The 24,978-nt window shown below is 50.7% G+C and carries 24 protein-coding genes; 3 read left to right on the forward strand and 21 right to left on the reverse strand.

What is annotated here, in order from left to right:
- Nucleotides 1–18: 18 nt before the first annotated feature.
- From yqeH to ACX1C1_RS23290, 10 genes are all read right to left on the reverse strand, one after another.
- The gene (gene yqeH / locus ACX1C1_RS23245) at nt 19–1,137 is read right to left on the reverse strand and encodes a ribosome biogenesis GTPase YqeH (protein WP_458957776.1); all 1,119 of its coding nucleotides are present in this window, start codon (nt 1,135–1,137) and stop codon (nt 19–21) included.
- A gap of 5 nt (nt 1,138–1,142) precedes the next feature.
- Nucleotides 1,143–1,667 carry a YqeG family HAD IIIA-type phosphatase gene (locus tag ACX1C1_RS23250; RefSeq protein ID WP_458954498.1) on the reverse strand — a complete coding sequence of 175 codons (525 nt, stop codon included), beginning with the start codon at nt 1,665–1,667 and terminating at the stop codon, nt 1,143–1,145.
- A 136-nt stretch (nt 1,668–1,803) separates the two neighbouring features.
- Complete coding sequence (locus ACX1C1_RS23255; RefSeq protein ID WP_458954499.1) at nt 1,804–4,044, reverse strand: DUF4129 domain-containing transglutaminase family protein; 2,241 nt, start codon at nt 4,042–4,044, stop codon at nt 1,804–1,806.
- Nucleotides 4,041–5,285: a DUF58 domain-containing protein gene (locus ACX1C1_RS23260; protein ID WP_458954500.1), complete on the reverse strand. Its 1,245-nt coding sequence runs from the start codon at nt 5,283–5,285 to the stop codon at nt 4,041–4,043. Before ACX1C1_RS23260 ends, ACX1C1_RS23255 begins: the two co-directional genes overlap by 4 nt.
- A 3-nt stretch (nt 5,286–5,288) precedes the next feature.
- Entirely contained in the window at nt 5,289–6,224 is a 936-nt protein-coding gene (locus ACX1C1_RS23265) for an AAA family ATPase (RefSeq protein ID WP_458957777.1), read from the reverse strand.
- Between the two features lie 203 nt (nt 6,225–6,427).
- The gene (gene spoVAE / locus ACX1C1_RS23270; RefSeq protein ID WP_458954501.1) at nt 6,428–6,778 is read right to left on the reverse strand and encodes a stage V sporulation protein AE; all 351 of its coding nucleotides are present in this window, start codon (nt 6,776–6,778) and stop codon (nt 6,428–6,430) included.
- Nucleotides 6,775–7,800, reverse strand: a complete 1,026-nt coding sequence (gene spoVAD / locus ACX1C1_RS23275; protein WP_458954502.1) for a stage V sporulation protein AD — start codon at nt 7,798–7,800, stop codon at nt 6,775–6,777. Before spoVAD ends, spoVAE begins: the two co-directional genes overlap by 4 nt.
- Nucleotides 7,801–7,802: 2 nt before the next feature.
- Nucleotides 7,803–8,255, reverse strand: coding sequence for a stage V sporulation protein AC (spoVAC, locus tag ACX1C1_RS23280; RefSeq protein ID WP_458957778.1), 453 nt, complete (start codon nt 8,253–8,255; stop codon nt 7,803–7,805).
- 263 nt (nt 8,256–8,518) lie between these two features.
- Nucleotides 8,519–9,355 (reverse strand): sugar phosphate isomerase/epimerase family protein, encoded by an 837-nt coding sequence (locus ACX1C1_RS23285; protein ID WP_458954503.1) that lies wholly within the window; start codon nt 9,353–9,355, stop codon nt 8,519–8,521.
- A 71-nt stretch (nt 9,356–9,426) separates the two neighbouring features.
- A complete protein-coding gene (locus tag ACX1C1_RS23290; RefSeq protein WP_458957779.1) occupies nt 9,427–10,500 on the reverse strand; it encodes a Gfo/Idh/MocA family protein in 1,074 nt (357 codons plus the stop codon).
- Nucleotides 10,501–10,687: 187 nt separating this feature from the next.
- Between ACX1C1_RS23290 and ACX1C1_RS23295 the strand changes: the two genes are divergently transcribed.
- Nucleotides 10,688–11,521 (forward strand): helix-turn-helix domain-containing protein, encoded by an 834-nt coding sequence (locus ACX1C1_RS23295; RefSeq protein ID WP_458957780.1) that lies wholly within the window; start codon nt 10,688–10,690, stop codon nt 11,519–11,521.
- A gap of 268 nt (nt 11,522–11,789) precedes the next feature.
- Here ACX1C1_RS23295 and ACX1C1_RS23300 read toward each other — a convergent pair whose 3' ends face one another.
- The 8 genes from ACX1C1_RS23300 to nikR all read right to left on the reverse strand — a co-directional run bounded on the left by ACX1C1_RS23300 (nt 11,790) and on the right by nikR (nt 20,263).
- Entirely contained in the window at nt 11,790–12,413 is a 624-nt protein-coding gene (locus ACX1C1_RS23300; protein ID WP_458954504.1) for an ABC transporter ATP-binding protein, read from the reverse strand.
- Nucleotides 12,400–13,212, reverse strand: coding sequence for an ATP-binding cassette domain-containing protein (locus ACX1C1_RS23305; protein WP_458954505.1), 813 nt, complete (start codon nt 13,210–13,212; stop codon nt 12,400–12,402). The genes ACX1C1_RS23300 and ACX1C1_RS23305 overlap by 14 nt, the downstream gene beginning before the upstream one ends.
- A gap of 15 nt (nt 13,213–13,227) precedes the next feature.
- Complete coding sequence (locus tag ACX1C1_RS23310) at nt 13,228–14,088, reverse strand: ABC transporter permease (RefSeq protein WP_458954506.1); 861 nt, start codon at nt 14,086–14,088, stop codon at nt 13,228–13,230.
- Nucleotides 14,085–15,086 (reverse strand): ABC transporter permease, encoded by a 1,002-nt coding sequence (locus ACX1C1_RS23315; protein WP_458954507.1) that lies wholly within the window; start codon nt 15,084–15,086, stop codon nt 14,085–14,087. Before ACX1C1_RS23315 ends, ACX1C1_RS23310 begins: the two co-directional genes overlap by 4 nt.
- Nucleotides 15,087–15,088: 2 nt before the next feature.
- Nucleotides 15,089–16,669, reverse strand: coding sequence for an ABC transporter substrate-binding protein (locus tag ACX1C1_RS23320; RefSeq protein WP_458957781.1), 1,581 nt, complete (start codon nt 16,667–16,669; stop codon nt 15,089–15,091).
- A 298-nt stretch (nt 16,670–16,967) separates the two neighbouring features.
- A complete protein-coding gene (locus tag ACX1C1_RS23325) occupies nt 16,968–17,486 on the reverse strand; it encodes a type III secretion system chaperone family protein (RefSeq protein ID WP_458954508.1) in 519 nt (172 codons plus the stop codon).
- 65 nt (nt 17,487–17,551) lie between these two features.
- Nucleotides 17,552–19,699 (reverse strand): hypothetical protein, encoded by a 2,148-nt coding sequence (locus ACX1C1_RS23330; protein WP_458954509.1) that lies wholly within the window; start codon nt 19,697–19,699, stop codon nt 17,552–17,554.
- An 87-nt stretch (nt 19,700–19,786) separates the two neighbouring features.
- Nucleotides 19,787–20,263, reverse strand: coding sequence for a nickel-responsive transcriptional regulator NikR (gene nikR / locus ACX1C1_RS23335; protein WP_458954510.1), 477 nt, complete (start codon nt 20,261–20,263; stop codon nt 19,787–19,789).
- 202 nt (nt 20,264–20,465) lie between these two features.
- Here nikR and ACX1C1_RS23340 point away from each other — a divergent pair, with 202 nt between their 5' ends.
- Nucleotides 20,466–20,627: a hypothetical protein gene (locus ACX1C1_RS23340; RefSeq protein ID WP_458954511.1), complete on the forward strand. Its 162-nt coding sequence runs from the start codon at nt 20,466–20,468 to the stop codon at nt 20,625–20,627.
- Between the two features lie 314 nt (nt 20,628–20,941).
- On the opposite strand, the gene ACX1C1_RS23345 is transcribed toward ACX1C1_RS23340, so the two are convergent.
- From ACX1C1_RS23345 to ACX1C1_RS23355, 3 genes are all read right to left on the reverse strand, one after another.
- Complete coding sequence (locus ACX1C1_RS23345) at nt 20,942–21,157, reverse strand: hypothetical protein (protein WP_458954512.1); 216 nt, start codon at nt 21,155–21,157, stop codon at nt 20,942–20,944.
- 224 nt (nt 21,158–21,381) lie between these two features.
- A complete protein-coding gene (locus ACX1C1_RS23350) occupies nt 21,382–22,275 on the reverse strand; it encodes a hypothetical protein (protein WP_458954513.1) in 894 nt (297 codons plus the stop codon).
- A gap of 256 nt (nt 22,276–22,531) precedes the next feature.
- Nucleotides 22,532–23,836, reverse strand: a complete 1,305-nt coding sequence (locus ACX1C1_RS23355; RefSeq protein ID WP_458953874.1) for an IS1380 family transposase — start codon at nt 23,834–23,836, stop codon at nt 22,532–22,534.
- Between the two features lie 191 nt (nt 23,837–24,027).
- Here ACX1C1_RS23355 and ACX1C1_RS23360 point away from each other — a divergent pair, with 191 nt between their 5' ends.
- Complete coding sequence (locus tag ACX1C1_RS23360; RefSeq protein WP_458954514.1) at nt 24,028–24,948, forward strand: ArsR/SmtB family transcription factor; 921 nt, start codon at nt 24,028–24,030, stop codon at nt 24,946–24,948.
- Nucleotides 24,949–24,978: the final 30 nt, after the last annotated feature.

A 24,978-nucleotide genomic window follows, 5' to 3' on the forward strand; every position in this document is an offset into this window, starting at 1 on the left:
AGATTAGCCCTTCGTTCGTTAGATCATGGAATCCCGCAGCATGACCTTAACTCCCTTAGGCGCGTATATATCGATCAATGCGCCGCGCATCCCATTCGCTTGGATCCATCCCAGTCCGGATACAAAAATATCCTGTTTGAGCCCTTGTTTGATTCGCAGCGAATGTCTCGTCCACTCCGGTATCGAAGCAAGCTCATCCCGCGTAGGCGCGCCCAGCAACTCGCCCTTGTGCTCATTGTACAGATCATCCGCACGTTCGAGCTTGGTTCGATGCACATTCAGCGCGTTCGAAATATATAGCGTAAACGATTGGCGTTCGCCTTCTAGGAAATCGAATCGGACCAAGCTGCCGATAAACAATGTCTGCTTCTCATTCAGCTGATAGACAAGCGGTTTGATCGGTTTGTCCGGCATCAGCGAACCCAGGAAGCTGCGCGGTACAACCTCTGTCATCCGACTCGTATAGACAATGCCTGGCGTATCGATGATCGACTTGCCGTCTTCGAGCGGGATATGAACGGCATCAAGCGTCGTGCCTGGATACCGCGAAGTTGTAAGCTCGCGCTCCAAGTCGCTGAAATCTCGGATGAGTCGGTTAATTAATGTAGATTTGCCCACATTCGTCGCCCCGACCACGTAGACATCACGATTGCCGCGATGCTGTTCCAGCGCTTCAATCACATGCTCGAAGCCCATGTTCCGCTTTGCACTGCAGAGAATAACGTCTACTGTACGCAAGCCTTGCGACTTGGCCGCACGTTGAACCCAGTTCCGGATCCGGTTCACGTTCATTCCTTTAGGCAATAGATCGATTTTGTTAACGACAAGCAACACCGGGTTGTTGCCGACGAAACGTTGAAGCCCGGAGATCAAGCTGCCTTCAAAATCGTAAAGGTCGACAATATGGACGACCAGACTGTCCGTTGTTCCAATGCTGCCTAGCAGCCGCAAGAAATCATCTTGATCCAGCGCAACGGATGATGCTTCATTATAATGTTTGATCCGGAAACAACGCTGGCAGATAACCGGCTCCCGCTGAAGCGATGTTTCGGGCAGGAAACCCGGCTTATCCGGATTCTCCGTCTGCAGCGCGACTCCGCAGCCAGCGCAGGATGGTACTTGTTCTCTAAGTTGCATATCTTTCACTTCGTCTCCTCCTCATACCACAATCCGCGTTTACGCAATCTGGCGAGCGCAATCCGCTCAAGCCTGCGGTTAAACAGCGTCATAATTCCTTCGTCGGCCGGGGATATTGGCGCAACCAATATCGTATAAAGCCCCATGCGGTTGCCTCCAAGGACATCCGTCATCATCTGATCGCCGATCATGACGGTATCCTTTGCGTCCAGCCCGAGTATCGCGAGTGCCTTGCGGAAGGCGCCTTGGGCAGGCTTACGAGCGGCATGCACGAACGGAATTTGAAGAGGAGCAGCGAAGTTGCCCACTCGTGTTTCATTATTGTTGGATACAATGGCGACGCCAAAGCCCGCATCTCTTACCTTGTCCAGCCAGAGCACCAGCTCGGGCGTGGCGAGCGGCTCCTTGGCGCCAACCAACGTATTGTCCAGATCCGTAATTATACCCCGAATACCTTGGGCCGCGAGTATATCAAGATCGATCTCGTATACCGAACCCACCCTCATATTCGGAAGAAGTCTTTCGAACATTGTGTAATCCCCCGTCTTTCTACCTGCTATCTTACGAAACTATACCATACAATCCGAATTTGTTGCAAAAAAATACCGCCGCCGGCGTACCGGCAAGCGGTATATATTATAGAAGGAAAAATGGCAGGATTCAATGTTATTTTAGTTCGCCGATCAAATATCGGACTTTGCCTGTAAATCTTTCTGCTTCTTCGGCACTTACCGTAATCGGGCTATACTTCGCATGCTCGAAGTTGTCAAGAACATAACGGAAGTCATCTGCAAACCGGGTATTGTTCTTCGACCATCTTATAATCGCTTCCCGAAGCGTCTCGTGCTCCTCGCGGCGCAACCCTCGCTTCTGGCAAGTGCGAAGCAATCTGTTCGTTTCGACAACGATTTGTTCATTGGCCGAGTATGAACGTCCTCTAAGCTTATTCCACAATACAGGGATATCGCGCCGACGGACAACGAACCATACCGCAGCTCCGACCAGAACGACGGACAAAGCTGCGATTGGCCAAATGTTTGTGCTTGAATTCGTTTCAAGCTCCGTTGTTGCATCCGTCTGTGTATCGATTGGCGCAATTGTCGGCTCGGGAGCCACTTCATCTTCCGCTATTTGATAAGGGAATGAGAAACCTGCCGTAGCTTCAAAGGAAATCCAGCCGTAACCTTGGAAATAAATTTCCACCCAAGAGTGTGCATCGGAATTTCTAACCGTGTACATGCCTGCACCGGATGGATTGAATTCTTCGCCGTCCAGCATCTCGCCGGGTCCATATTGTTCGGCTGGCAAGACGCCGGGAGCAAAACCCTTGACCCATCGTGCCGGCATGTCAAGGCTTCTAGCGAGTACGGCCATTGCTGACGAGAAGTAATCGCAGTAACCTTCCTTAAGCTCGAACAGGAACTGATCGACGAAGTCGACGCTCTCTCCTGTCAGCTTGGACAAGTCAGGTTTGTTATTGTAGACGAAATTCGTCCGCAAATATGCTTCGATGAGACGCGCCTTTTCGTAATCGCTCGCTCCGCCCGCTGATACTTGCTCCGCCAATGCCCGAACACGATCCGGAACCGTAGCCGGCAATTCGGTGTACAGACGTTGCGTGGATGAATCAGGGAACCTCGCCGATACCGACTTAAGACCTTCCTCATCAAGAACGGTTACGCTGGATGTGATCGAATATGCAGTCGGAAACGTATCCGGATCGTTCCAGGCCAACTCCCATTCCATCGGGAACCAAGGCAGTGCCCGCCTAGGAATATCCTCCTCTTCGCTGCCAACCCAATTCACTTTAGAGATAGGCGCGGCCCCGAATAAGACAGGATAGGCATCCTCGCGAATCATCGACACGATCTGATTTACTTCAACCGTCTCTGCTTGTGAGCGATCTACCGTCTCTTCAAGCGGAGTGCCTTTCCCTGCAAATTGCATGACGTTATTACTGATCTCAAGATCCGCGTCTACCCAGCCTTCGCCTGTGTAACTCGCTTTGGACTCGCCGCGCCAGTAGCTGCGCTGAGAGGTAGACACCGTCATCATCGCCGAAAAATCGTAGTCGAACCCTCCGCCGAGCTTGTCATCGTTCCGACTGTAGCCAGAGCTTGCATTGCCTGTATTCTGCGGCGTCAAATTGCTTGGAATGGCCTTCTCGCCAAGAAAGACCCGAACCTCTTGTCCCTGCGAATTTCGCCAGATCGTATAGGGGTCCTGAAGGAGCGGCGCTAGAGACGGCACATTGATCCCGATCAGCACAAGCAGGGCAAGCACGACGATTGTCGGCGTTACTAATCCGATCGGGTATTCAAACAAGGCTCTCCAGCTATCCGGATGAGTAATCTGCAGCTTGCGCAAATGACTGACAACCAACCAGAATAACCCGGTGAAAACAACAATCGCGACATCGTCCCATAACCAGATCGGAGTAAAGGAATCCGCAACCGTCAAGATAAGCAGGGACGCTCCAATTACACCGAACAACCGTCCGCGGGTTGTCGCCCATGCCGTGAACAGGAGATGAAGTCCTAATACGGCGATGCTGATCCAAATAAAGGGATGAAGCTGAGCCATCTGCTGCTCCAGCCACCAGCTTATATCGCCATTGCCTGTCGGTAATGCGATATCCCACTCCTTACGGGCGAGACGGCTAGTAATCCACACGGCTGCGACAAATTGAATAGACCATCGCAGCGCTCTGTAACGAAGCGGCAGCAGCAGATCAATCAGAATAGCTGTTCCGATCGTCATATAAGCGATCGCGTAACTTTCTTCCCACCAATAATTATCAAACACGGATAAGGAAGCCATAATAATGATGCCAACAAAAAGAGATACGAAACGTTCATACCAGCCATTGCCCATATAAGCGCCAATACTTGCCCACAAACGTTTCATGCGATTACGCTCCCTTCGAGGGCTGTCGGGAGATCTTGAAGCTGCTTGACCTCATACAGCTTCCAGCCTCGGCCGAGAATCAGATTTTTCCACGTCGCGTTGCCGCTGTCCTTATCGTCCATAGATCCGATGTGGATCAGGCATGGCGTGACACCTTTGCGCGAGAGCCACTCCATGCTCCGCACCATGCCGCTGCCTGTATCGGCAGTAATCAGCAGCGCGAAGGAACCAGGCTCGATAACGGATTCGGAACGCGACAATGAATCGTAGATTCGATAAGGAGCGTCCTGACTAACGAATGTCAAATGTTTCATAGCCAAGCTCCGCTGCTCCATGCCGGATCTAGGCGGCAGCATCGTAAGTTTGTCGCCAGGCGACAATAACCCCATTGCCGTGTCTTCCTTCAAGCCGTGTTCCATGAACGAAGCCGCAACAGACACGGCGAGTTCGAATCGGTCGGAGGATTCGCCATACGTTGGCGAATGACGATCCAAGATTACCAATGTGCGTGGAAGCGACTCGCGTTCGAACGCTTTCGACTTCCATTCGCCTGTTTTGGCTGTCGCATTCCAGTGGACACGGGACAGACGATCACCGTAATGATATTCGCGAACGCCGTTAATCTGCGTTGTTTCCTTGGCTGAACGCGAAGCTGAAGCATGAGAGTATGGACCACGAATCCCTCTCTGGAACCCGCTCCATTGTCTGAGCGGGATCGTCTGCGGCAACACGCTGAAGGCCGATTCCGTCGGGAAGCTGCCGGAATGCTCGAACAACCCGAACACATCATACGCCAGACATTCAGTCTCCGAGAACCTATAGTCCCCTCTAGGCAATGGAGGCGTTTGGTACTTAATTAATCCTGTTCGTTTCCAGCTAGGGACAAACGATGTTTCGAAGCGGAAGCTCCGTCCATCATGGCGCACAAAGCTGTCACGCACGATTACATACGGGAGTGGATAATAGCCAGGGATGCGCACATCAACCGTAACATCGAGTGAGCTGCCGGCCATCAACGTATCGAGCTGCGATCCCGCACCATGCAAGGCATGTGTTCGTACGCCGTTCACCTTACCAATGCCACTGTAGCGGCCTAGAAGGAGATACAGCAGGAGCAAATTCAGAATAATGAATAACATCAGAGAAGTTTTGCCGCCCTGGAATAAAAAATAAAACAAACTGCCGACATAAACGGATGCGATCAGCCACTTCCGAAATCGCTGCTTCCTCTTCTCGTTCATACGTTATCTCTCAAGCCGAACCGGCACTTTGACGGATTGCAGCACCTGCTCGACAACATGATCAGCACGCAAACCATTCATCCGAGCTTCCGTCCGAAGCAATAACCGGTGTGATAGCACATAAGGAGCCAGTGACTTGATATCATCTGGCGTCACGTATTTGCGCTGGTTCAGATATGCGCATGCTTTGGCCGCTCTGGCAAGGGCAATGGTCGCGCGAGGGCTCGCACCAAGCAGCACTTGCGGATGTTCACGCGTACTGCGGATAACACTAACCAAATATTGGCCGACAGCATCATCAATATGCACCTGAAGCACTTGCTGCTGGATAATCGCCATATCACTAGCATCTAGTATTGGCTGGATCGATTCCGACGGCTGAATGCCACGATTGCCTGCGATCATGCCCTGCTCGTCGGCTTCACTTGGATAACCAAGCGACAATTTCATCATAAATCGGTCCAGCTGCGCTTCGGGCAGCGTATACGTGCCTTCGAATTCGATAGGATTCTGTGTCGCGAGCAAGATAAACGGCTGAGGCAATTCATATGTCTCACCGTCCACCGTAACATGTCCTTCTTCCATGGCCTCCAGCAGCGCAGACTGCGTCTTCGTAGTCGCACGGTTGATCTCGTCTGCAAGCAGGATGTTGGCCATTACCGGACCTGGTCGGAAAAGAAACGTTTCTTGTTTGGGATGGTAGATAGACACGCCTGTAATATCGGTAGGAAGCAAGTCCGGATTACACTGAATTCTGCGGAATTGGCCCCCAATAGACTTTGCTAACGCTTTCACCAGTTGGGTTTTGCCCGTGCCTGGCACATCCTCCAGCAACACGTGGCCGCCGGCCAACACGGCAATTAATAATCTTTCGATTTCTTCGTTCTTGCCCAGGATACATGAGTTGAGATTTGCTAGAATCGATGAACATAATTGCATATCGCCTGTTCGAATATCCACGATAAGAGACCTCCCGGAACGAGTAGTAGGGAAAAGAGACCATAGAGGAACCACATCATATTAGGAATAGCAAGACGATTGATTTATCCCCTAATAGAACTATTTTACAGCACAGCACTCCCCCCGTACAAATTCCTTGCATCCAAAAAAAATTGGAGAATCCTACAGGATTCTCCAACGCATTAACCTTTGGGCCGAATAACAAGCGCGGCCAGAAACGAGAAGATGATCGCAGCCGATATGCCAGCGCTCGTCACCTTGAAAATGCCTGAGATGACGCCAATCCATCCTTGATCATGAAGCTCGGTCAATGCGCCATGCACAAGCGCGTTGCCGAAGCTGGTAATCGGAACGGTTGCGCCTGCGCCTGCGAACTTGACCAGAGGCTCGTACAAATCCAGTCCGTCAACGATGGCCCCGATCACAACCAAAGTCGCCATGGTATGAGCAGGGGTCAGCTTGAGTACGTCGAACATAAGCTGTCCAACGACGCAAATCGCTCCCCCTATAAGAAATGCCCAGAGAAAGATCATGCCTGCGCCTCCTTTCCGGGGGCGGCGATTGCTACCGCGTGAGCAATACACGGAATGCTCTCCCCTTGTTGGAACGACAACGGAGACAGGAGCGCGCCGGTCGCAACGACAAGGATTCGCTTCAATTCCCCTTTGGCGATTCGTTTGAGCAGGTGGCCATATGTCACGACCGCCGAACAGCCGCAGCCGCTGCCTCCTGCCTGTACCTTTTGTTTTTTTACATCGTAAACCATTAAGCCACAATCACCGAAGACGGTATGATCCATCGGCACGCCATCCTGCATGAGCAAATCTTTGGCGATGGGATGACCAACACCCGCCAGATCGCCCGTCACGATAAGATCATAGTCACCTGGCGACCTGCCCGTATCATCGAAATGAGCCTGAATGGTATCGACCGCCGCCGGCGCCATAGCTGCGCCCATATTAAATGGATCGGTGATCCCCAGATCAATAACCTTGCCGATCGTGGCGCATTCGATGACAGGACCCTCGCCAGTCGCAGCCACGAGAGCGGCTCCTGCACCGGTCACGGTGTATTGCGCAGTCGGCGGCTTCTGAGAGCCATATTCCGTCGGATATCGGAATTGCTTCTCCGCCGTACAGTTATGACTGCAGGTTCCAGCCAGCACATGAGTCGCAGAACCGCTGTTCACCAACTGCGAAGCTAACGCCAACGTCTCCATCGAGGTGGAGCAAGCGCCGAATACCCCGATGTAAGGCGCGCCGATCGTCCTTGCCGCGAAGCTGTTGGTAATAATCTGATTCATGAGATCGCCGCCGATATAAAACTGGACATCGCTTCGCTGCAGCCCGGCCTTCTGGATGGCGAATTCTGAAGCTTGTTCGAGAAGAAGGCGTTCCGCTTTCTCCCAGCTCTTCTGTTGCATATCGAGCTCTGGATGAACAAGGTCAAAGTCCGCCGCAAGCGGGCCGTCCCCCTCATCCGGTCCCACGACCGTTGCCGCTCCAATGATGACGGGTTTGTTCTCATACCACCAGGTCTGTTTGCCTTTTAACATGCTTACTGACCTCCGGTACCCAGAATGAGGTGCGCAATGCCTACAAAAAAGGCCGCGACAGTACCATACACAATAACAGCTCCGGCCAATTTGAACATGTTGCCGCCTACTCCAAGCACAAGTCCTTCACTGCGATGCTCCAGCGCCGCCGAACACATCGAATTCGCAAAACCAGTGACCGGCACCGCCGATCCCGCGCCTGCGAATTGTGCAATCTTGTCGTACACGCCAAGGCTGGTCAGAATGACAGAGATTAAGATTAACACCGCTACGGTCGGATTACCCGCTTGCTCAGGCGTCATGTCCATCAGATGCATGAACAGCTCCATGATGCCTTGTCCGATAAAACAGATAAAGCCGCCCACCAAAAAAGCTTTGACGCAATTGGCAAATATTGATCGGGGAGGTTCTTTGCCTTTGGCATACGCTTGATATTCTTTGGGAGACATGGACATTTTCTGATAGCGGCTAGTGCCGGCTTGATTGGACGAACCGGAGCCTGATTGTGTAGTTGAACCTTTGGACGCCACTCGATTTCCTCCTTCAGGGTCGGCTCCCTGGCTGGCATATAACCAGACACCGATCCCTATCCTTCCTTCCCATTCATTATTTGTAGGAAGGCTCCATCTTATCCCATCCATAACGACTGCGAAAAATTTCCATAACAAAAAGATTCCTCCCCAAGAACAAATCGGGAAGGAATCTCAATTTTTATAGCTTATAGTCCAACTGCTGCGAAAACGCGATTAAACGCAGCTTGGGATCGTTCAGCGAGCTCTTCGGGCGTTCCTGCGGGAGGCTGTTTGGACAAAATTTCTTGCGCGACTGGTCCAGCATAACCGATCGCTTGCAGGCCCTTAAGGAAGCCAGTCAGATCGATAACACCTTCGCCAGGGTAGACGCGGTCATTATCCAGCACTTCCTCAAGCGGAACATCCTTCGCATCGTTGATATGGACATGCACGATTTGTTCTGGACGAAGCGCCTCGATATCGGCAACAGTCAATCCGTTCGTATACCAATGGTAAGCATCGAACAACAATCCCACATTCGGCTCACCGATCGCATCGATCCAGTCAAGTGTCTCTTGCATCGTCCATACGAATGGATTGGCCCAAGCCGTGCGCAGATGATGTGGTCCGACGAACTCCAGACCAAGCGAGATGCCATAAGCGCCTAATACTTGGGCGCACAGACGCAGCTTGCGAGTCGCAGCAGCCATGAACGGCGCGGCCTTCTCGTCTGTTGAAGGAAGGATATATGTGCAGCAGCGTGTACAGCCAAGCGCTTTGGCTGCAGCGGCAGTAGCAGCTAATCCTTCGAGATCCCGTAAGAAGGAATCTTCCGATCCACGCCAATCAACAGGCAGACCGATTGAGCCGATCATAACGCCATTGTCGGCGAGAAGCGCCTTGGCACCATCTACACCATATTCCTTCACTAACGAAAGTGCATCGATATCCACCGTTTGGAAACCATTACGGCCCGCCAGCTCGATTAGCTGACGCTGATTCTCCAAGGCGCCTAGTCCGGCGCCGGTTAACCCTCTCAACATGGCAATTCCTCCGATGAACAATTAGAATTCCGCTCTGTGGCGGCGAACAATTAGATCTGCTTTCGCTTACCTTAGTCCCAGTTCAGCTTCACTTCGTTGCCTGTTCTGGAGGATTCGTAGATCGCGTCCAGAATCAGATTGTTGGTGTAACCCGACAATGCCGAAGTAATAGGCTGCTTGCCTTCACGAATACATTCCAAGAAATGACAGCTCAGTCGAGTACGTTCCCCTGCATCGTCTTCCGGCTTGGATAACGCCGTCTCGATTGGACGGTCGAACTTCTCTGTCAGCAATTTGCCGGAGCCAGCTTTGTAGCTCGCTCCTCCTTCGGAGCCCATCAGATGGACGAATGGCGCATTTTCCGTGTCCATATGAACAGCCCAGCTCACTTCAAGTGAAAGCGTGCTGCCGTCTTCCATTTTGATCAGTGCAGTCGCCAAATCCTCAACATCATAAACGCCGTCCCAATTAGGTTTGCCCCATGTTCCGATCCCTTTACGCTTTGGTCCAAACTCTGCATAAGTTGCGCCGTATACCGATACTGGCTTAGGATTGCCCATCAGATGCAGCGCCAGATCCAACATATGAACACCAATATCGATCAACGGACCCCCGCCGGATTGATCCATACGCGTAAACCAGGTTCCCCAGCCCGGAATTCCTTTCCGTCTGTACCAGCCTGTCTTCGCCGTATAGATTTGGCCGAGCTCCCCGCGTTCCACTTGCTCTTTGATCTGCATCGGCACGGATTCGAAACGCATTTGGTGAGCGATCATAACGACCGCGCCAGATTTCTTGCTAGCTTCGTAGATGCGACGAGCTTCGTCGCTATTAATCGCCATCGGCTTCTCTAGCAGCACATGTTTGCCTGCTTCGATCGCTCTAATGGCAAGCGGAGCATGATGTTGATTCGGTACGCCAATAACGACCGCATCGACATCAGCCCGCTCGATCAACGCCTCCGGCGTCTCTACAACTGCGCCAATGCCATACAACTTCGCTTTCTCCTCCGCGAGCGGCAAATATGCATCCGTTATAACTGTCACTTCACATTGTCCCGAAAGTGAGGAAAAGGATTGGGCATGAACGCCGCCGATATTTCCTGCTCCAATAATACCGATTCTGATTTTGTTAGTCGACACTATTCATCTTCCTCCTAGATATCTCATAGGCAAACGTCATCTTAGGAAACGCTTACCGAACTATTCATCTTTTATGATAAAATAGCAGAAAGGGATTTTCGTCCCGATATTTCGATATATATCTCATTTTTTCGGAGGCGCTCAATCCGTTATGACCTACTTTCCAGACTATCTCAAATCATATCCCAACATGAATACGGCGAGTCCTCTCCATATTAGTCTAAATTCCCTCCACGCCGGCTTTCGCGCGCATCGTCACGACTTCCTTGAATTCTCATACGTCGTGGACGGATCGGGGTCCGAATCGATTAACGGAGTTCTTCATCCGATGAAACAGGGTACGTTTACATTCGTGCTCCCGTATCAGGTACATCAAATCTTTACGGATCCAGGCAGTAAGCTCATTCTCTACAATTGTATGTTCAGCATGGATCTGCTCATAGAAACCGCGCAACAAGAAAACCTTGCGGGACTGATCGACGCAAGCGGAGCGCCGTCTTTTGTCCAGCTGCATGGGGACGAACGGGCGCGCATCCAAGCCATCGTGCAGAATATGTATGAGGAATACAACAGCAACGAGCCTTGGCGGCAAACGATGGTGCAGCTGCGCCTGAAGGAACTGCTCATCCGATTCGACCGTCATCGACGAATGAATCGTACAACTACGGAGGGGTTCAACCAACTTCCAGAAAAAAATCCCTTTGGCAGGCATTCGTCGGTTTGGCCGATTATTCACTATATCCATCAGCATTATCAGGACGATCTTGCGCTTGGCGATCTCGCCAACAAATTTAACATGAGTATCTCCCGCATTAGCGAGGTCATCAAAGAAACGACCGGACAAAACTTCCTGCACTTCCTGCATGATTTGCGCATCCGACATGCGTGCAGTCTGCTCGTATCCACCGAGATGAGCGTATCCGAGATCGCTTTGGAGGTTGGCTACGGATCTTATAATACATTCTCACGCGTATTCAGAGAGACCAAAGGTATCGTGCCGAAAGAATATCGCAAACGCAAATAAAGGTTACCTCGCCGCCGGATTTTATGCTGCAATCGGCTGCGGGTTAACCTTTTTTTGCTCACCTCTTAAGTCGGTCTTGCTATCAGCCCTTCCAATATCCAACAGAGCTGATCGTTAATACGATGACGAACAGGACATACAACACTAACGAAATGATTCTGATCGTGCGTCTGCTCAATCCTCTCGCGCCCCTTCCACATTCTCATCACCTTGGTCTTTTATGTATATGCAGGTCATGACAAATGCGGAGCTTGTACGATGCGGCTAGTCAGGCATTTGGGGGGATAGAATCCAGTGTGACGATCCGGTCGCAAATCAAGTTAAGTAAAGGCTGGTCGTGACTGATAGTAAGCACACCGATCCCCCGACTCTCTGCTATATGCAACACCGTGCGCCATATCTCGGCCTGCGTGATCGCGTCCAGCATAACTGTCATTTCGTCCGCGACCAGAAATCGTGTCCGTGGTCCAAGCGCTCTAGCGATACAGCAGCGCTGCAGTTGTCCACCGGACAACTCGTTCGGATACCGGCTGAGCCAGCTCGCTTCGATACCTAGAACCTCTAACAGCTCACGATCCGGCATCCAGCCCTCGGCGAGCATCTTCCCGATCGTCCAGCGCGGATTTACAGCAAGCTCGGGATGCTGATGAATCAGCTGAACAGGACGGTAACCAAACGATCGGATGGGCATGCCAGCGACCGTCACGTCCCCTTCAGGTGGTTGCATATAACCGGCGAGCAGCTTCCCGAGCGTCGATTTCCCCTTGCCGCTAGGACCCATCAAACCTACAACTTCTCCTGCTTTGATTCTTATCGTATAGTTGCGGAACAACCATTCGCCGCCGTCATAACGCCAAGCGAGAGTCTCGCCGCTCAGGTTATCTTGCTCCATTCGCGACCGCCTCCTTCGGCACGGCAATTCCGAACCCGTTCATCGGCAATGCCTGCCACAATGCTCGGCTATAAGGATGCTTCAACAAGCTCCCGTCGCCAGAGAAACTTCCGGCTGGCGCGATTTCGACAACTGCACCGTCCTTAAGAACGACAATTCGATGCGCGATCGTAGCAGCCGATACCAGATCATGTGTAATCATAAGGACAGACGCCCCTTCTTGAGACAGCTCACTGAAGTGCTTGAGTGTTTCACTTACATCGTCAGCTCCCATGCCAGGAGTCGGCTCATCGGCGATGATGAGGTTCGCCTCTCGTTGCGAAGACATAGCCAGCAGCAGCTTGCGCGTCATTCCGCCTGAGAGCTGGAACGGGTATAACTTCTCGACTGCCGTAGTTAATCCGAGTCTGGACAATATTCCACGTCTAGCGCTCATTGATTCGGTACGATCGAATGGCCCTTTGAGCTGGTGTCCAACGGACAGCAAAGGGTTTAAGTATCCGACCGATTGAGGCAGAAAGGACAGCGTCCGTCCTCTTACTCTCGACCATTCTTTCTTATCAAGTTGTGTACCGTTCAAACGAATCATCCCTGAGTAGGTCGCATTACGCGGTAGAATCCCCATGATGGCATGCGCAAGCAGGCTTTTACCCGAACCGCTTGCGCCTACGACCGCTACAATTTCCCCCTGCGCAATCGTCAGATCCAGTCGCTCAATGACGTTCGTGGACACTCGCCCGGTACCAGACCCGTACCCTAGAAACGAGACGGACAATGCTTCTATCTCCAATACGTTCATAGCTGTTCTAGCCTCCTACGTCCGCGAATGTTTGGGATCGATCAATTGCTGCAGCGCGTGACCTAAGCGATCGAACGCACGTACCGTCACCAACAATGCGATTCCTGGGAACACAGCCAGCCACCACATCCCCGAAGACAAATAACGCATCGACTCGGACAAAATAATGCCGATCGCCGGCTGATGCGGCGAGAAACCAAGCCCAATAAACGTAATTGCCGCCTCATGCAGCACCGCGTGGGGGAATAGCAGCAGAAAACCGATGAACAGCTGCGGCATGAGATGCGGCACGAGATGATGACGCATGATCCACAACCGGGATTGACCGAATCCACCGCTTACGGCTACATATTCGGCCGTCATCACGCTTTGCGCCTCCGCACGAATAACCCTCGCCAGGCTCGGCCAATGCGTTAACATAATACCAATCATAATCCCTTGAATGCCTCCACCGCAGACGAAAGCAATGAGAATAAGCATAACCAGATGAGGCACGCTGAGCGCAGCATCGATTAGCCAAGTGATCACTCGGTCCACGGACTTGCCGAGAAACGCAGCAGATAAACCCATAATCATGGCGATCAAGGCGCTGCCGGCAGCGCCGGCCAGTCCGACGCCAACACTGAGCACAAGTCCCTGCATCGTACGTGCGAACATATCTCTGCCAAGCCAATCTGTCCCGAATAGATGAGAGAAGGATGGCCCCAGATCTTGTTGATCCAGATGGACACTGGAGCCCTTATCGCCCCAAAGCCAGGCGCATATTGTAATACAAGCAAGCAAAATGCCGGTTATCAAGGCGGATAGAATCAGCCGCTGTCTACCATTCATTCGGCTGATTCCCCTTCCGGATGTTGTCCGTTTAATAACGTTCATCCTTTCACCTCCGGTGCGAACCTACGTTTGGGATCGATACCCAGGTGAATATAGTCCGCAATCAGATTGCCTGCAAAAACAAACAAAGAGCTGCAAATGACAAGACCCATAAGCAGAGGAACATCACCGCGCAGGCCCGCTTCGACTGTCGCCTGTCCAAGCCCAGGATACGAAAATACTTGCTCAGCCAGCACCGCACCGCCAAATAACTCGCCAAAGGAAGCGAACTGAAGCATTAATGCTGGAAGTGCGGCGTTGCGCAAACCATGACGCAGGAATAGACGCAGTCCCCGCTCTCCTCTCGCTCTTGCAAACATTACATAGTCGCTGTCATAAACTTCGATCAATTTTGCGCGTGTATGCAGTGCGATTGGCGCAATGCCAGCAAAGGACAACGTAAGTGCCGGAAGCGCCATATGATATATCCGGTCAAGCAAGGTCACATCTTCCGCCAGCTTTCCGGCAGGAGCGCCGAGACCCACCGGGAACCAGCCTAGCCATACCGCGAAGACGGTCATCGCGAGCAGCGCGATCCAGAACGCTGGCGTAGACGCGATTGTATAACAGATGGATTGTAAGATTTTGTCCACCCAAGTGTCCCTGCGGATTGCGGCAATGGCGCCAACTACGAATCCTAAGATGCCCGAGAGCAGCCATGCTGAAGCCATCAAAGAGGCGGAGCTCACAAAACGCTCCCCAATGATGGACGACACAGGCTCCCGATAAATCATCGAAGTCCCCATGTCGCCTTGCAGCAAGCTGCCTGCCCAACGAAGAAATTGTTCCATGAATGGTTGATCAAGTCCCCAATACGCCGCGATCTCTGCTCTCTGCTCAGGACCTATACGTAATAGATCAGCTCCGATATAGGCCTGTACTGGATCAATCGGCGATAGATGGACAAGGAGGAATGTCATGAAGCAGACAAAACTGAGCAACAGGAGCAGCTTGATTGTTTTACCTGCAACATGCTTCGTCCAATTCCGGCCTTTAAACACTTTTATTGCTCCTTCCACTTCCAACTTGCAATATTATCGGTAACCGGCCAACCATGTCCATGCGGTTGGATGCGGGGCGTTCCAATATCCAGCGCTTCGTTGACCAAATACAAGTGATTAATGTTGACTAGCCACGCCCATGGCGCATCACCCTTGGCGCTCGAGCCTGTCATGCCGTCCCACTGCGATTGCTGCCACATTGCCATTGCCTCTTCATTCGTTCGCGCGGCAAGCGCTCGTTCCATATAGTCGTCTACCGTTTTGTTTTTGTAGTAGCCGGTATTGTAATAGTCGACGCCGGCGTACTTGGAAGCATGCAGCGCGTACAGCTCAGACGGATCATGGCTGCCCCAGCCGAACAACACCGCGCTTGCATGCATCTCGCGTTCGATGTCTTCCCAGCTCTTCCCTTCTGCTGTCATGCTAATTCCGATCTCCTTCACCATCTCTGATGCAGCAAGTGCCAGCGATTGTCTCGTCGAATCTCCAGAAGGATAAATGAGAGGGAAAGCGGCTTGGACGCCGTCCTTCTCTACGATGCCGTCACCGTTCGAATCATTCCACCCTGAAGCCGCAAGCAGCGCCTTCGCCCCATCGACATCGGCGTCCTGAATAACCGTTTCTTTGTTCCACCATGGCAGTCCGTCCGCAGATGAATAGGCTGGCGTTCCGTAACCATATAGAATACCATCAACCAACTTGTTTCGATCGATCGCCAAATTGATCGCTTGACGTATGGCAAGATCTGCAGTCACTTCATTGCCAATAGGGTATCCTTCCTCTGTTGTGCTGCCTGGCTGTACCATCGGGAAAACAATGCCCCGATTGTCAACCGTCTGGAGCGATTCAAGGCGCATACCCGCAACCTTTTGATCGCTATAGGCAGAGGGGATATACGCCATGTCAACCGTACCGGCTTTAGCTGAAGCAAGTGCAGCATCTTCGCTCAAGAACAAGAAGGTAATGCTCTGGAAAGACGGTTTGTCACCATAATAATCAGGGTTGGCCTCAACGATTAATTGTTGACCTCTATCCCATTGCACCAACTTGAACGGCCCTGAACCGATTGGGTGGCTCGCATAATCCGCGCCATGCGCATGGGCAGGCACGATACCAATGCTGGCAAGCTCATTTGCGAACGTCGACTGAGGCTTGTCCAGCTTGAAAGCAATCTCATTGCCAGACAGCTCGATCCCCTTCAAATTCGTCAAATCAATTGCTGCTCCGCTGCTGCCAGCCTTCTCGAACGTATATTTGACATCCTCCGCTGTAAGCGGCTCGCCATCTGTAAAGGTAACATCGCTGCGCAGCGCGACTTTCCATGTTAAGCCGTCCTCGCTTATGCTGTAGCTTTCCGCCAAGTCGTTAACGATGTTCAGATCGTCATCTCGCTTGAGCAATGTGCTTTGGAACAAAGGTGAGCCATATCTTCCCCAGCCCGTCGTAGGGTCGAATCCATCTTCGGGCTCTGATCCGATTGCGACAATAAGCTTGTTTCTGTCCGACTGCAGTTGGTCGCCCCCTTCTTTGTCAGAAGACGATGTACAGCCAGCTAATAAACAAGTCATAATGATCGCCAGCATGATTGGTTTGATGAATCCATGTCGTGCTCCCCACATCTCTTGTCCGTCGCGCATCTCTATCTCTCCCTTTTCGTGTTACGAATCGATAATAGTGTAGCACATAAAAATGGATTTGACATCCTAAATTTACAACGTTAGAAATGATGTTTCAACCCGCTTGAATCATTCCGAAACAAACAAAGAGGTTGTCTCGCCAGTCCGCATACGGCCTGTGGAGACAACCTCTTGTATTTCTAATTATGATCTAACTTTCGATCGAATATTAAAACGAGCTTTGTTGTGTTGAGCGGTTTATTTTCTATTCATCCCACTTTAATGCGTCGTCCTTCGAAAGCTCCCCGCTCGCAACGGCTTCGATACGATCTGCGAACAGCTCAAGCATGTAATGGTATAACGAAACAACCTCAAGCAGCTCGTCCGCAGATATTGTACGCGAAGAAGGAACGGTGTACACATACCGGGCGTACACTTCTCCATCATCCTTAATGCCGAAGTATCCAAGAGGCAGCATCGTGTTTGCTGCATGCAGCAGAGCTTCAACCTCGCTTCTTCGACCTGCCACAATATCACAAGGGACGATTGTGTAAAGCTGCAACAGCCTGATCCACTCGATATCAGACTCCGGCAGCGGCGAGAAGTTCATATTGATGATACGGTCACGATCGCGACCATCCTTGCCTAACGACATCAGCAATACATGCAGTGGAATTTCTGGCGTACGCTCGATCAGCTCCGTCTGCAGTCCTTCCTTAGCAAATCCGGCTTGCAATCCACCAAGTTCAGCCAGTTGCTTTGCGTGTTCCAATTCAGAAATCATATTGTGAGCCTCCATCCTTATCTATCTCTCGAATCGAATTCAAATCATACATGTTCCAACATCGATTAGTCTCTTTGCTTCATAGAATCCATCAACAGCTCGCGTTGCTTGACGATATCACCATTGACTCGGAATAACGCCTTCGTGCTGCAGCCTGTCGCTTCAATGAAGTTCAGCACCCGCTGGTACTGTCCCTTCTCATCATCCGTATCGGTACGCTCAGGAAGCTTTGAGACCATATCTAGAATCAGATCGGCATCTTTCGAACGTTTGTTATGCTTCTTATCGGAAGACTTCTCGGCATCAAACACACTGCCCCATGCAGATGAGGCATTCGGAGCGGCTGCTTTGTCGCGGCCGTATTGCTTGACCCGGCGGAATAAGCTCATCCCCGTCTTCGCTCCGCTGGCCGCGGCTTTCAAGCTGATGCCGACTGCTGCGCCTGCTCCGCTAAGCGTTGCGATATCCCCGGCAATGTTGGCCATTTCGAGACCTGCTTCGATACCGGCGCGAGTCATCCGCTTCTGGTTAATATTTTTCATTTCCTTTGCCAGCTCGTAGCTCTCGATATCGTTCAGCTCGTCCTGCGCGGCTTTCTTCTGATCTGGTGTCGAAAGGGCATTCGTAAGTACGTTCTGAAGCACGAGTTTCCGATCATCAATCTTCGTTTTGTCCGTGCCTTTTGATTCGTGAATAGTCTTTCCGAATATGGAATAATTATTTTTCTTCACCATTCCGCTTGCGCTGTTTGCGTATTTCTCCTTGAAATCCGCTTTGATTTTGGTCATTTTTCCCTTGGAGGCTTGCCATTGCATCATATTAAACACTTTTATTGTAATCTTAACACCGCTGATTGCAAGGCTGATCCCCGGAATCGCTTCCGTCAATTTCCCTACACCAGCTTCGAGAATTTCAAGGATCGACTTGACCGTCTTGACGGCCGATTGCGCCGCTTCCAATCCGTTCTGGAGTGCCTCAAGCGACGCTTTGAGCACTTCTTTTTTCGTGACTCCCTCTTCCGAATAACATTCTTTGAACAGGGTATATACATTTTTCACCATAAAGAACGCGCTCTTAATCGATGACAAGGCATCGCCTACGCTGCCAGCGTACCCCGCTACGGCTTCCGACTTACCAATGCCGTCCTCGTTTCCTTCAAGCTTGGCGGCGTTGTTCACAACCTTGGCAACACCGGTGAACGATTTCTGAGCACTCTCGACTCCGCCGTAAATGGCTCCCGCAGTCTTAGATTTGCTATTGGACTCCGAAATCGCCTTCTTCATGTTGACCAGTCCGACAATACCAGAACCAAGCTCCAATAATCCTGACGCAACGCCTAACTTTTGGTTTTCGCGGTCGATCTTTGCTTTTTCTTCTTTTTGAGCCGAAACGTCTTGGCCAGCCTCTGTTCCTTTTTTTATCTGGGTCTTCAGACCATCTGACGCTTTGGAATAAACATCGGATTGGCCGCCAACGCCAGTCGTAGTAATCTCCGACGTATCGCCAATATTATCCGTCTTGGTGCCTTCCGCCTCAAATGCTCCAGCTTGTCCGAAAGTTCCTGCTGTCCTGGATTCGATTACTTTTTGCCGCATCAACCCGAGTCCTACCGGACGCGGCGGAACCGCCGGTGGGACGACCGGCGTCGGCGATTGCGTCGGCGACGTGCTTGTCGCTCCCGGCGTCGGCGATTGCGTCGGCGACGTGCTTGTCGCTCCCGTCGTCGGCGATTGCGTCGTCGCCGTGCTTGTCGCTCCCGTCGTCGGCGATTGCGTCGTCGCCGTGCTTGTCGATGTAGGCGTCGGCGATTGCGTCGTCGCCGTGCCCGTAGCTGCCGGCGTCGGTGATTGCGTCGTCGCCGTGCTTGTCGCTCCCGTCGTCGGCAATTGCGTCGTCGCCGTGCTTGTCGCTCCCGTCGTCGGCAATTGTGTCGTCGCCGTGCTTGTCGCTCCCGTCGTCGGCGTCGGTGGCAAAGGACTCTGAACGACAGTGCTGCCGCTACCCTGTCTTTGGATTGGGGCTGAGGATCTGGATCTCGCCATCAGCTGAACAACTGCCTGATTACCTGCATTCTGCTGCATCCACTGAAGCCTGTCCGTCTGCTGACCGCTTTGTGGAGAGGCGATAGCTGGCGAATTAGCGCTGGAATTTGATCGATCTTTAGTCGTTTGCGCAGAGTTGCCTGATGTTTTATTCGCATGACTTTGCACCACAGAGAATCTCTCCTCTCATCATCGTGAATTATGTAAATGATTTAATCATTCTGGCGAACTAGCGAAATTGTATTAGTATCCGCCGACTTACCGATGTCCCTCAATAGGATTATGATGATGTCCGTGATCTCTGTGCTGCTCCCCATGCGAATCGGCGAAAGTAACGGACAGCTCAGCGTACGAAACACCTTTCTGGATCTGAATCCGTGTATGAAGTTCACTCAAGCTCGCCATGCGACCTCGGACAACGATGACCTCCAGACACTGATTATGATTTAGATGAACATGCATATTGGAGACGATATCATGATGGTAATCATGCTGAATGTCCATCAGAACGACAGGCAGCTCTCTAACATGATGATCGTATACAACGACGATTGTGCCTGCCACAAACTCGTCTCCCTTAAGCTTGGTTGGTTCCAGCAATGCCTTCCTTGCTAAATCTCGAATAGCCTCGGAGCGATTCTGATACCCCTGTTCCTCAATCAAAGAGTCGAACTGCTCGATTAACTGAGACGGAAAAGAGACTCCGAACCGAACCAACTCTTCTTTGTCCGACATGAGCATCTCGCCCCGCTTTCTAATTTCTGCCTAACTTGTATTATAGACCACAAAGAGCCGAAAAGGGAGCGAGAAAATCATTTATGTGAAGATTACTGAATCGGGCACCATCTAAGTGCTCAAAAGACAGCCTAAATTGGTGTTTCAGCCTCCTGCACGCCGGGTATTGATAGGTATCTACCCATGAAAGGGGCGACTGCAAATGAACTCACCACATCAGAATGTAGAGATTGAAGAACGGCACGTTGAGCGTAAGTCCGATTCGAGTAAAGTGATTGCGACGTTCATCAAATACTTCGCATATGTACTCATATTCTTCGGTTTCCTGTATTTCTTAGTCCGGTATGTGTTCCCGCTGTTCTAGAAACCCACATCAACGAGTTGATTACTTTAACACTACTTAAGCGGGCAAAAAAGACCATTCGTTTGTTGCACGAACTACAACTAGAACACGAGAAGTGGCGATGCAAAGGAATCCTCCTTGTGTCGCCACTTTTATGTTCATATTTGGGCAAACGAGCAAAATGGCAGCGGACGGGGCAGTTTGGCACTCTGGAGCCCTATTTGTGGAAGTTGAACTGAAGACACAAAAACCTCCAACACACTCTTATGAAAGCAGTAGCTGGAGGTTGAGTATAAGGATCTGTATCCTTGGTTTATAACTTAATCAACAGCGTTTCATTCTGTCGCTGCCGTCTCAGTCGGTACAAGCATCTCGTCAGTTACAGCCGGCGGAGATTCCGTACCATTCAAGTTGCTGTTACCGTTGGCGTCATTCCCATTATTGCACGCGGTAGCTCCAAACAGCAGTGCTGCGCACATCGTAGCAGTAATCATTAGCTTTGTTTTGTTTGTTTTATAAGCTTTCATTTTTGTTTGTCTGTTCATCATCATCATCATCGTCCTCTCGAATTGTGAATTAGTGAAAGATTGAAAGGCTTTGTTCCTTGCGCCTATCCATCCTTAACCAAAGAGGAGATGTGTTGAAACATTCAAAAAATGAGAAAATCCACATCATTTCGTTATACGCCTACTGATACCTCAATCTCGTTACACTCTTCTCACCTAATGAATCCTCGATCTCATTACAAACTACACGCCATCTCGGACATCCGAGCTCATGTAGCTACACGTTCCCTCACACGCTCAATCCATTGAGCTGTCGTGTCCCATGGTATCAGACGGAGCCACTGAGCAAGTTCATCGCTCTGTTCGGTGGCAGCACTCTGTATTGTCCATAGAATCTGTACGCCTGCGTTTGCGGCATGGCCGGCTGCATAATAAGTTGCGGGACCGGCGCCTGTCACATCTACGATCAGCAGCTTGCAGGTCGCAAGAGACTCCGTTATGCCCGCTTCCATTCTTCTTAGCTGTTCTGGACCAAGCAGACGAGCGCGGAACCCGCATTGCTCCAAGCTCGCAGGCACTTCGGCAAGCCACATGGAGTATACTTCGTCGCTGCCGGTCAACACACAACAATCTTTGAGACGGTCGCCTCCCGATACTGCAGCCGCCTCAGCCCAACCAGCTTTCGTCAAGGTTAATGAAGTCCCTTCGCGAAGCAGCCAACCCGCGTCTCGTGCTTTCTCGATGAGATAGACCAGCTCCTGCAAGTTGGATGCATATGCAATATTGTAATGTCGATTGAGCGGATACAAGTTAACGGAATCACCAATCGAATCCGAACGCCCAAAGATATAACTCAATAGGCGTTGTTCTTTCTGCTCAGCAGTCATGGGCACTTCCGGCGATATCATAATGAACTCTACTTGTTCTGTTGTCAGCATTACACGTACGCCTTTATCGTCCAAATCGCGAATATATGCCGAAATAATCGGCAGCAGCCGCCTCTTGTATTCATATGGAGAAGCCTGAATTGCTGAATAAGCATCGTGTTTAATTCGGTAATAGCTTTGCGGAGCACACATACACCCGCTATAACGCATATACTCGCCGTCACGTTCCGCCGAGATCAGTTCGGTGCAGAACAAACAATGTTTTTTGGATATCATGTCGAATCACCTCTTCGTTATACGATTCGGCTCGACAGATCATTATAAGGGGTTCATCCAAACATTACCTATCTTGAACCTGAATTACGAAAGCCTATAGAATTAAGATTTTGACATGGGACAAACAGGGAATAAGTTCCATGTGTGGGTATTGATTTTATCGAAATTCGGTTTGTTCTCGAAAAAAGGCTGCAAACTCCCCTTCCCCACATGAAGAGGCAACGGCATTTTCCAAGACTAATTATGGGATTATTCATTATTCCAGTAAAATACTTTTTCGTTCCATTTGCAGCCACGCCCATCGGTTTTGGAACGCTTCCGCCAACTTTAAGGTCAACTGGCGACCGCTTCGTACGAGCACGCCTGCACAATGAATGAACTCTCTGCGAAAGCGTTGGATGGTAAACGATCGATGAATCGGATCGCAGCATTGTAGTTTGAAACGTTCAAACAGATTGTAAGCCAAAAGCTTAAGCAGAAGGTCAATCTCGTTGGCAGCAAACGACTGTGTCGGAATACGATGAATCGCGAAGCCATTTTTGCCTTCCTTGATGTAGTTCTCCATGCAGCAACGCTGGTTGTAGAAGCGCCATACATCAATGGCCTCCCACGCCTCAGTGGTTACCATTGCTTCATACTGCCAGAGAAGGTCCAGTTCAAGCTGAGGATGATCGTCCGCATATCGCTGCATCTTACGAATAACAGCCACACGCCTTGTCTTGTCCCAAGTTGTAGCTTTGTAATACAGGACGACGCCTTCGATGATCCAATCCTCATCATCGACGAAACGAGTCCAGTGCTCGCATGCATGTACTTGCTCGGCGAGACGGTTCGTCCATTTCAGCTTGCCGACATAGCCGATGGACTTGAATTCCCAGAACGCATAAAAGTCTTCGCCGCCAAAGCCCTTGTCGAATCGGACATGACTAATTTTTCGTTCACTCAACAGTTGGAGCGTTTGCTCAGCAAACGGAAGGACATCCGTGGAGCTGCTTGTGTTACCTGATCGGAGCATGGCATTAACGAGAAGCCGTGATTGTCCTTCAAAGACGAGAAGGGGATGATAGCTCTTACGTCCTCGCTTATGACTGTTGACGCCAACAGCGGCGCCTTGTTGATGACCATAAACGGTTTCTACGGATGAATCCAAATCGAGAATGGAACGTTCGGGAAGCGCCGGAGCAATGATGTCGAAGTTGAGCGCGCGCAAGTTAGGTAAGAAGGATTCCTGTGACTTGCCAAAGCGAAGCAACTCCTTGTTCAATAACGTATGATGAGGCAAGCGGCCGCCAAGTGCATGACGAATAAGAGCATCCTGCTGCAGCAATTTAAAATGAAAGAGACGTTCGCATCCGAGCAACCAGCCTATTATGAGATACTGAAGGATGCGATGGGTAGGGAATAAAGCATTGGCTGCTTTTGAAAGACCCAGGGTCTGAAAAGCCTCGCCCAAGCCAATTGTTTCGAGAAAGGCCAGGACCACCTTGCTGCCTGCAAAATTTGTTGCATTTCTCATAGAAAATTCCGTTTTCAAGTTCGTGATTTTTGTGTTAGACTTCACCTTATGGGTGCTCCTCTCTTTGGGTGATGTTGTTCCGACAAACACCATTCTACCAAAGATTGGGGCGCTTTTTCTATTTTCTAGACAAGGCTACTTTCGTAATTCAGGTTGAATTGAGAATTGAAAATCCCAACCATCAGAGGGCATAATAATAGATATCATAATCGTTATAAAGAAGGAGCTTTCTCGTCATGAACCTGGAAGTCAATCAAAGTAATCTGCCTCTGTTCGAAGCGCTGGCCTCCAAAACACGCATCCATATGATCGAACTTCTTAAACACGAACAGCTGAATGTAAAAGAGATGGCCGAGCGGCTTGGCATCTCATCAGCTATCGTAACCAAACATGTCAGTCAACTAGAAGAAGCAGGTATTCTCGTGACCGAAATAAAGGCCGGAAAACGCGGCAATCAGAAGGTTTGTAGACTTCGGATCGATCAAGCAACACTGCTCTTCCGTAATATCCCTGGAGCATCTGAGGCTATAGAGCAACCCTATAATCATTTCACCAGTTCCATCCCGATTGGACAATATTCCGCATACCAGGTGAAACCAAGCTGCGGGCTCACTTCAGAAACCAAGCTGATCGGCATGAGAGATGATCCGCGGTATTTCGCTGAGCCGGAGCATGTAAATGCCCAACATCTGTGGTTCGCCAGCGGATTCGTCGAATATCGAATTCCTAATTATTTGACTGGGCGTAAGCCGGTCAGCAGCTTGCGGATCTCGCTGGAGATTTGTTCCGAAGCGCCTGGCTATGATGAAGACTGGTTATCCGACATCACATTCTCGATTGGCGGCGTCAAGCTTTGCACCTGGACATCGCCAGGCGACTTTGGTTCAACCAAAGGGAAGCTGACGCCGCATTGGTGGGAGGCATTTAATACGCAGCATGGCTTGCTGAAGACACTGCATGTAACAGATATTGGCACGTATATGGACGGCATCAAGCTATCGGATGTGACGATCCAGGCGTTGCCTATCACCGCCGGCGAAGAGCTGCTGCTGCGCATCGAATCATCCGAGGATGCCGTCCATCCCGGCGGCGTCAGCCTCTTTGGCAAACGCTTCGGCAATTACGAGCAAGATATTAATGTTACAATTAGTTGCTAAACAAATCTGTCACTCTGTGCTCGTCCATAT

The sequence above is a fragment of the Paenibacillus sp. strain BS8-2 genome, from assembly GCF_054483835.1.

Coding starts and splice junctions, on each gene's coding strand:
- yqeH (WP_458957776.1), bottom strand. CDS start 1,137: ATGCAACTTAGAGAACAAGTACCATCCTGCGCTGGCTGCGGAGTCGCG.
- ACX1C1_RS23250 (WP_458954498.1), bottom strand. CDS start 1,667: ATGTTCGAAAGACTTCTTCCGAATATGAGGGTGGGTTCGGTATACGAG.
- ACX1C1_RS23255 (WP_458954499.1), bottom strand. CDS start 4,044: ATGAAACGTTTGTGGGCAAGTATTGGCGCTTATATGGGCAATGGCTGG.
- ACX1C1_RS23260 (WP_458954500.1), bottom strand. CDS start 5,285: ATGAACGAGAAGAGGAAGCAGCGATTTCGGAAGTGGCTGATCGCATCC.
- ACX1C1_RS23265 (WP_458957777.1), bottom strand. CDS start 6,224: ATGCAATTATGTTCATCGATTCTAGCAAATCTCAACTCATGTATCCTG.
- spoVAE (WP_458954501.1), bottom strand. CDS start 6,778: ATGATCTTTCTCTGGGCATTTCTTATAGGGGGAGCGATTTGCGTCGTT.
- spoVAD (WP_458954502.1), bottom strand. CDS start 7,800: ATGTTAAAAGGCAAACAGACCTGGTGGTATGAGAACAAACCCGTCATC.
- spoVAC (WP_458957778.1), bottom strand. CDS start 8,255: ATGTCCATGTCTCCCAAAGAATATCAAGCGTATGCCAAAGGCAAAGAA.
- ACX1C1_RS23285 (WP_458954503.1), bottom strand. CDS start 9,355: ATGTTGAGAGGGTTAACCGGCGCCGGACTAGGCGCCTTGGAGAATCAG.
- ACX1C1_RS23295 (WP_458957780.1), top strand. CDS start 10,688: ATGAATACGGCGAGTCCTCTCCATATTAGTCTAAATTCCCTCCACGCC.
- ACX1C1_RS23300 (WP_458954504.1), bottom strand. CDS start 12,413: ATGGAGCAAGATAACCTGAGCGGCGAGACTCTCGCTTGGCGTTATGAC.
- ACX1C1_RS23305 (WP_458954505.1), bottom strand. CDS start 13,212: ATGAACGTATTGGAGATAGAAGCATTGTCCGTCTCGTTTCTAGGGTAC.
- ACX1C1_RS23310 (WP_458954506.1), bottom strand. CDS start 14,088: ATGAACGTTATTAAACGGACAACATCCGGAAGGGGAATCAGCCGAATG.
- ACX1C1_RS23320 (WP_458957781.1), bottom strand. CDS start 16,669: ATGCTGGCGATCATTATGACTTGTTTATTAGCTGGCTGTACATCGTCT.
- ACX1C1_RS23325 (WP_458954508.1), bottom strand. CDS start 17,486: ATGATTTCTGAATTGGAACACGCAAAGCAACTGGCTGAACTTGGTGGA.
- nikR (WP_458954510.1), bottom strand. CDS start 20,263: ATGTCGGACAAAGAAGAGTTGGTTCGGTTCGGAGTCTCTTTTCCGTCT.
- ACX1C1_RS23340 (WP_458954511.1), top strand. CDS start 20,466: ATGAACTCACCACATCAGAATGTAGAGATTGAAGAACGGCACGTTGAG.
- ACX1C1_RS23345 (WP_458954512.1), bottom strand. CDS start 21,157: ATGATGATGAACAGACAAACAAAAATGAAAGCTTATAAAACAAACAAA.
- ACX1C1_RS23350 (WP_458954513.1), bottom strand. CDS start 22,275: ATGATATCCAAAAAACATTGTTTGTTCTGCACCGAACTGATCTCGGCG.
- ACX1C1_RS23360 (WP_458954514.1), top strand. CDS start 24,028: ATGAACCTGGAAGTCAATCAAAGTAATCTGCCTCTGTTCGAAGCGCTG.